The organism is Pseudomonadota bacterium (assembly GCA_030860485.1).
In the GTDB taxonomy this organism is placed as follows: Bacteria; Pseudomonadota; Gammaproteobacteria; order JACCXJ01; family JACCXJ01; genus JACCXJ01.
The window spans coordinates 1-7035 of the sequence record JALZID010000084.1 but is presented as its reverse complement, the minus strand read 5'-3'; the positions used below and the strand labels follow the sequence as shown (position 1 = coordinate 7035).

Annotated in this window: 7 protein-coding genes, 1 tRNA gene and 4 pseudogenes; 7 read left to right on the top strand and 5 right to left on the bottom strand. The window is 53.1% G+C overall.

Annotation, left to right across the window (positions count from 1 at the left end):
* On the top strand, window positions 1-396 hold a 396-nt coding region (locus tag M3461_05005), incomplete at its 5' end, for a transposase (GenBank protein MDQ3773752.1).
* A gap of 637 nt (window positions 397-1033) precedes the next feature.
* Here the strand turns inward: M3461_05005 and M3461_05000 are convergent.
* From M3461_05000 to M3461_04990, 3 genes are all read right to left on the bottom strand, one after another.
* Window positions 1034-1243 (bottom strand): TOBE domain-containing protein, encoded by a 210-nt coding sequence (locus M3461_05000; GenBank protein MDQ3773751.1) that lies wholly within the window; start codon window positions 1241-1243, stop codon window positions 1034-1036.
* A 106-nt stretch (window positions 1244-1349) separates the two neighbouring features.
* Window positions 1350-1601, bottom strand: coding sequence for an aldo/keto reductase (locus M3461_04995; GenBank protein ID MDQ3773750.1), 252 nt, complete (start codon window positions 1599-1601; stop codon window positions 1350-1352).
* An 880-nt stretch (window positions 1602-2481) separates the two neighbouring features.
* Complete coding sequence (locus tag M3461_04990) at window positions 2482-2838, bottom strand: hypothetical protein (protein MDQ3773749.1); 357 nt, start codon at window positions 2836-2838, stop codon at window positions 2482-2484.
* Between the two features lie 628 nt (window positions 2839-3466).
* Here M3461_04990 and M3461_04985 point away from each other — a divergent pair.
* A pseudogene (locus M3461_04985) lies at window positions 3467-3562 on the top strand (IS5/IS1182 family transposase).
* 540 nt (window positions 3563-4102) lie between these two features.
* On the opposite strand, the pseudogene M3461_04980 reads toward M3461_04985, so the two are convergent.
* Window positions 4103-4204: pseudogene (locus M3461_04980) on the bottom strand (IS5/IS1182 family transposase).
* Window positions 4205-4594: 390 nt separating this feature from the next.
* On the opposite strand from M3461_04980, the gene M3461_04975 reads away from it, so the two are divergent.
* The 3 genes and pseudogenes from M3461_04975 (at window position 4595) to M3461_04965 (ending at window position 5283) form a co-directional block, all read left to right on the top strand.
* Complete coding sequence (locus tag M3461_04975) at window positions 4595-4927, top strand: hypothetical protein (GenBank protein MDQ3773748.1); 333 nt, start codon at window positions 4595-4597, stop codon at window positions 4925-4927.
* Between the two features lie 133 nt (window positions 4928-5060).
* A pseudogene (locus tag M3461_04970) lies at window positions 5061-5186 on the top strand (hypothetical protein).
* A 70-nt stretch (window positions 5187-5256) separates the two neighbouring features.
* A pseudogene (locus M3461_04965) lies at window positions 5257-5283 on the top strand (hypothetical protein).
* Window positions 5284-5507: 224 nt separating this feature from the next.
* Here M3461_04965 and M3461_04960 read toward each other — a convergent pair.
* Window positions 5508-5687: a hypothetical protein gene (locus tag M3461_04960; protein MDQ3773747.1), complete on the bottom strand. Its 180-nt coding sequence runs from the start codon at window positions 5685-5687 to the stop codon at window positions 5508-5510.
* Between the two features lie 189 nt (window positions 5688-5876).
* Between M3461_04960 and M3461_04955 the strand changes: the two genes are divergently transcribed.
* Together M3461_04955 and M3461_04950 are read left to right on the top strand one after the other, a co-directional pair.
* A tRNA-Gly gene (locus tag M3461_04955) sits at window positions 5877-5949 on the top strand.
* Between the two features lie 553 nt (window positions 5950-6502).
* On the top strand, window positions 6503-6826 hold the full coding sequence (locus M3461_04950; GenBank protein ID MDQ3773746.1) for a thermonuclease family protein: 324 nt from the start codon (window positions 6503-6505) through the stop codon (window positions 6824-6826).
* Window positions 6827-7035 lie beyond the last annotated feature (209 nt).

Genomic DNA, 7035 nt, shown 5'->3' with positions numbered 1-7035 from the left:
TTGATGGGGCTGCGCGCGATCGGGCCGAACTGTGCATGGCTTTTGGTGATGGAATTCTTTGCCTGGCGGGGGTTTCGGAACCGCCGTGAGCTTGGGGCCTGCGCGGGTCTGACGGGGACGCCCTATGACAGTGGTGGCAGTAAAAGAGACCAGGGCATTAGCAAAGCCGGCAATGCCCGGGTACGCACGATGATGGTCGAGATCGCGTGGTTGTGGCTGCGCCATCAGCCGAGTTCCAAGCTCAGCTGCTGGTTTCGTGAGCGCTTTGCCAGCGGCGGCGCGCGGATGCGCCGCGTGGGGATCGTGGCCTTAGCCCGTCGGTTGCTGGTCGCGCTATGGCGCTACCTCGAAGAGGGGCTGTTGCCTGAGGGCGCGGAGCTCAAGGCCGCCGGTTAAACCAGCGAGAGGATTTGCGCCGGCACGAGCCCTCGAATGTTTTTGCAAGTAAGAGGTTGGTAGAAGCGCCCGAAACTGGCCTGGTTTGATGAAGATCAGTGACCGTAGCTATCAGATGGGGCGCTTCTTTACGTCGGTTTACTTAACGCGCTGTGCGTATGCAGCATGAGGTGATCGGCCCATGCCGACACGGATAGAAGGTTGTGGCAGGCACTTTTGCCTGCCACGCTTCGGATAAACCGACCAACCAAACGACGTGCATGGTTGAGGAGCTATATTGGTAACTTAGTGCTGATCCGATGGGGCCGGGGTTATTCACCCTTTGTCCACCGACTACGATTGAGAGAAAGTCTTCGTCCGTGGACAAAGCGTGAATAACTCCGGCGGAGACCTTTTGTCACATGCGGAGGAAAACAGCCACAAAAGATTAGAAATGATCTGGCGCCGGGGCTTGACAACGGGGCCCTCATAGAAGGCCAGTTGGAATCGATCGAAGGCCTGGCCGCTGCTCGGGGCGGTGCCCGGGCAGACCAGCCGAGATATGTGAAAATCTTGGCGACCACGGGAGGGTCTTCGATGGCGGCGATGATCTTCAAGATGCCTCGGGTTTTGCCGGGCTTGTTTGTTTTAATACCTTTTATTCCTTAATCAATAACACATTCACTGCCTTGACGACTACCCTTACCTGATCACCTTCTTTAATTCCCAAATTATCCAGGGAATCAATTGTCATCACTGAACTCATGGGTGAGTTAGCAGGTATATCAAAATTCACCTGGCTCATCAGATTGCCACGTTTGATGTTTGTGACCTTTCCAGTTAATTGATTTCGTGCACCATATTTCATATCACTTCCTCCAATATAAATTAACGGGATGGACGGTTAGCTCCTCCGCCACGATAACAACACCGCCGCCGACATAATCAATAGCCTAGCGAAACTCAAAATGCACTTATGCCAAGATCTGGTCTCGCAGACCGCCGTAGACGAGTGAACGAACCATCTCCTTTGCGTAAAAGTCGTCCGGGAATCCGAGTTCAATCCGGCTTGCCTCTTCGAGCGTATTTAATTGGTCCGCCGAGAGCGTCAGGTCGAAGCTCGCGAGATTGTCCTGCAACTGAGAAAGCTTTCGCGCGCCGATGATGGGGATGACCGGGACGGGGCGGTAGCCCTGCGCCATGCTCCGACCGATCTCTTCGGACACAGTCTTGACTGCCGTGACATTTTAATCCCTCTCTATTTTCCGGGCCGATACTCATGACAGCTTAGCACCTTAGCGATAAAAAAGCAAGCCCAGCAACACAGCCCCCCACCGTTATAAGTACATATGCTGCTATAACTAAGGATTGAAATTTTTGTATGCAACCTATGCTTATTCTATAGACATTGTATCAATTTGCTATTATGTGATTATGCCAGATCGATCACGCAGAGGTCCATATGGCAAAAACCCTATGTACAGAACAACCGTAGAGCCTGGAGTTCAATAGGATACCAGACCCAAACGAGCCAAGAAAGGTAGATCAGCAGTATTGGGAATGGTGGTGGGTTGAGCAAATAATGAGATGGGATAAACCAAGAAACGCTCGTTTTAGACCCTGATTATGATTATGGGAGGCCAATCTCGCCTACACGTCTAGTGCCCAGCGTGCGTCGGGTAGGAACCGAACAGACCAGTACCTATCCGTGTCTGGTTCAGCCACCGCCCTGCGGTGCCAGACGGTCGAAGGTAAGTGCACCCATCCATGGACATTATGAAGACGGGCGTTCTTGTCTTCGGCAACCCACGCGATCACCAAGAGAAGTCGGTCGCCTACGCCGTCCTTGATTTGCTTGTGAACCGATGCGATGTCGTTGGGACGCACCCATCCGAGGATGGCCACGAGGTGCGCGGCCCCCATTGATCGCGTGTCTAAGACTTTGGGAAGGCAATGCGTCATGCCCCTGACACAGTCGGTCTCCCTTTCCAAGTACAGCAGCAGCTCCTTCGTATCGGGATCGTGCCAGGACAGGTCCATCCTTGTGTGCTCAAGGCGCTCGGTAGCAGGAGGGACCCTTGCAACACACTAATAGGGTTAATCGCATTACTTCCCCGGGGTCGTTTGGCGCATTCGCTGCACCAACTCTTCCACCTGTCGCAATTCCTCGTCAAGGCGGGCGCGGTCAATCTTCGGTGGCTGTTCTAGAGGGCGCTGTTCTGCCAGCTGTCTGGCCTCTACCACCAAATCCGGTAGTTCTTCACGGTCTACATGGTCGCCCCGCAGCAGCGCCTGCAGGTGCTGTTCTACCCGCTGCCTTAGCTGTTCTGGCACCAGCTGACTTACCCGTCGTAGTTGGTCCTCGGGCTCTAGCCCCCGATGAATCCTTGTCTCTTCCGGTTGTCCGCACAGCTCTGGGTGCAAGTAGTGCCCCTTCTGCTTAGCACCTTTTTCTTCTTCCACTGAATTCGGTTAGCGACTGCCCACGGGTCCTGTCGTATTCCGGTCACCTGCCAGGAGACTTTGACCCGAGAGGGCGTATTTGGTATCGAGGACTGCATGGGCAAGGTGCGCGCACGTCAATTTGATGCAGTGATAGGCATTGGTGGAGTAGGAGCAGAGCCACGCTCCTACGGAATCGACCGCCGGGTGAACTGGGTGGGTATCGGTCGCCACGAACATCCAAGCTCCCATGACTTTAGGGGGCCTTTGATTAGCTTCGACCGTATCGTCCTGCCCGAAACGGAAGGTCCTCTGTTGAAAGAGTGGCCGGCCCTATTCCGTCATATGTACAATACAAACCGCCGCGTCGTAATGTCGGACGAGTTGCCGAATGAGATACTCAAGGACGTGCAGAGCATTCTCAAACTCGCGGAGGATACATCTCCGTCGCGCGCAAGAAGCGGTACCCAAGTGAAAATTCAAGCTGCCGCTCGGGATGAAGATTATCCTAAGTCGCAAGGGCCCTGCCTTTGCCATCCATCCCGTCCTTCACAACGATACCGAGGTAGTCGTTAAACATCTCTCTACCTACGCGAAAAGCGAGGGCGAGTGAACTAGGGCGACGGGTGGCTCGTGGGAGACCCCCGCCGTCTCCTTCAAGAGCCATTTGGCCACTGACACGGAAGGGCTGCCGCAGGGGATTGAAGTGGCGACGGCCGACGTGACCGACAGGGACGGAGCGATTGTGATGGTGGTCTTGAAAGTCGGCCATCGAAAAGATATCTACAAATAAATCTATTTGTGAACTCTCTGCCTTGCGTTTGAGGGGAAAGGAGACAAAGTATAGCTTCTTGACCATGTTCTACCGTGTGCTATATTGTTTGAAGTCAACTGAGGAGAGGCGAAAATGTCACAATTCTTGATCCGGTACTTGTTCTTGGCTCCGCTTTTCGGATTTCTGATGGGGTTTTTCCATGTTATAGTGGTGCGTCCTATGCTGATAAAAGCATTTGGTCGCAACCCTGGAGGTGTGCATAGTGACCGCAGAAGCATTCGCTTATTCTGGATCACAACAGTTGTCTTGGCAGTCTGTGTGATAATCTACCGGGAATATGATTCGGTTGTAGGGCTCGACCTCCAGTTTTGGTTGCTTTGCGCTCTTATCTCCATAGAAGCTTTCCTATTTCTTTGGGGGGTGCTTTGTGGTTTGGAAAAACAATTCATCCTTCCGACGAGACTTTTTGATCGGAAATTCTATAATCCATAGACTGGAGCAAGAGCCTGTTCATAATCTTTTCAACAACAGCGCAAGAAATGCCAACACTACCATGGAACGGCTGGTGGAGAGTTTTCTTTCACAATTCTTCCAGAGCCTTCGGCACTTCTCGTGCACGCTCTCGCCAATGCGTCCGGCGCCGTCGCCCACTGGGGGCAGGAACTGCGCCAGTCGCAGACCGACATTGCGCTTCGGGCTCAACTTGGCAACGTGGCGCCGGGCATTGGGCCGCGTTGTCGGGGGCAGCTCGACCTTCAGCACCGAGTTCAGTCGCGTTCACGGGCTGGAGCGCGACCACATGTTCGTGCGGGACGACGGCCGGCAGATGCCGGGCATGTCTTCGTCGCGGAACGCAAATATGCGCTCGGCCTGATCCGAGACGCCTGACATGGCTAATTCTCGGGTCAGCGTGACGAACCTCTTCGCAAAGGCTTGACTTCTGATTGGTATTATCGTATAAAGTGTATGTGACGAGCACGCAACCATGGTCCATGAACTGGGATGAAGATGGATACTAGTTTTAGAGAGCGTATGCAAATGGAAATGGACTCAACAAATCCGATCTCAAGAGTAGAACCTATTTTACCTGAGAATCAAATCATGTGCGTTCCAGAGAGAGTGATTGAGGATAGGGATCTTATTGTAGAGGCTGATGAGGCTACAATAAGAGATTCAGTGGATACTGAACCAGTCGTAGTTGCCAAAGTTCCTCGGTGGTTAGAACAAATGAAGAAGCGCCAGAAAGGCACGATAGAACCATATACTCCTATGCCTGGAATTCGGATTAAAAGAATTGGAGGGGAGCTACGCCTTGTATATGGTAATGACGAATAGATTTCTCATTTGTTCAAGCATCTCTTTTCGCTCGATCGTCTGTGGTGGATTTTCAACGGTGTTGCAACGTGCTTTGTCGTGCCTACTGTGCTTAGCCTCTACTACGATCGGCTGAGTTCAGAGGGTTTCATCTATGGCATTTGTGGAGCATGCATCGGGATGGTGGCCTTCGTTTACGGAAGTTGCGGCAAAAGGCGCGGAGGAGGCGCTAGTCGGGGACGGCTATTTGGGCTGTGCGCAACACGCCCCTTATGATGGGGTCCTGGTGACCGCCGCCGTGACCGAGATACCCCCGCCTCTCAATCGCGCAGTTGCGCGTAGGCGGCAGAATGGTGGTACCGGTCGGTCGTTCCTTTGCGAGTCAGGACCTGACCGTACTGGACAAGAGACACGCCGGACAGCCGAAGACGCAGTCGCGCCCGTCAGTAGGTCGGCCTTATGAAGATTGTTGCTCCGTTGATCGTTCTAACCGCGATGCTCCTCGGTCTGCCGCTATTGGGGGCTGTACTCGCGGCAATTGTGGTGCCATGCCACTTCGGGAAGGGCTATGCGTTTTACCCTGGATGTCTTGGGTCTATCCTCAAATCCGAGCACGAGCGTCGCCGGCCTCGTTGTTGTGCCCATTGAAACCAAGCGACACCGCGAAATACCAGCCAAACCACACACAGCTCAGTATCGCGCCGAGCGCGAATGCGTCGAGGAGGCGGCAGCCGTTCACCACCATCGGCTGGCCCCCTATCAAGACGGCGACGAAAGGCAACGGTACCTAGCGCCATCGCCCGATCCAGAGATCCAGCAGTTGGTTTGTCCCTCGTCCCTGAGGCGCCCCACGCCCTGCCGCACAAGAACTTTTCCATGAACCTTATCGGATCCGAGGGCGCCGCATTACAGAGATATCTTCCATTGAATTTGTTACCCAGTGATTTATAAAGTATAATTTATCTGTTATGCGGGTGTAGCCTTAGAGGTCGGGCCCTTGCCTTCCAAGCAAGTACACGCGGGTTCGAATCCCGCTGTCCGCTCCGATTATTTGTCGACATTTTTGGAGAGTAGATCATGCGGGCATCTATTAGGGTTCTAGCTACATTATCATTTATAATTCTTCTTACCAACGCAGCGCTAGCCGGAGAGAGGGAGTGTATCAAGAATGAAAAGGGCGTGCGGATAGGATGCACGACAGATTACGGTAGCTACATAGATCAGTACGACGAGAAAGGAAAAAGATTAGGAAGGTATTACAAAGGATCTGATCGAACCACGACCCCAATAGGCAAAAGCATAGGATCTGGGAATCAGCTCCAGCGCCTCCTCCCACTAGAGAAAGAATTAAACGGCAGATAAAAAAGAAAAGCGCGCTGGCTTGATACCATATTATTTAAAAGACAAGCCAGATTCATTTGCTAGTCATGAAGCCAAAGTGACACAGATCGCGGGGGAACCAGCTTTCCGTAACTCTATTTAAAATGCGATAATTGGAAAGGGCCATCACTCTGTCTCGAAGCGGATCGGTGCCACAAACTCGACGCTAGTAGACAACAGCACAAGATACGGCTGGCGCAAATAGACGCGCCAGAGATATCACAAGCGTTCGGTAATCAATCCAAGAAATCACTATCCGATATTGTATTCGGGAAGTCGGTCAAAGTTGTTCAAGAAGATGTTGATCGCTATGGCCGTACAGTGGGACGGGTCTATGTCAACGGTATTAATGTAAGCGCCGAGCAAGTCAAGCGCGGGATGGCGTGGGTGTATAGAAAATACGGGACAGACAAAGGTTTATATGTTTTAGAGAATTCCGCGAAAACGCCAAAAGCAGGGTTGTGGCTTGATCCGCACGCAATATACCGCCCTGGGAATACAGGCACGGAAGCAGCAGGAGCAACGAGCGGAAGAAGCTAGGCCGGTCCCGGAAGCGCCCGAGCCGCCTTTCGTTCGTGTATCATCAATCGCATGTCGGCCAGGGTGCTAGCCCCACGGGAATGGCTCTCGGGATCGGTGGAGCGGGTCACGTTTCACAGCGAGGAGACGGGCTTCTGTGTCTTACGGGTCAAGGCACGAGGGCATCGGGAGTTGGTGGCAGTCGTCGGTACCGCGGCGGCGGTAAGTCC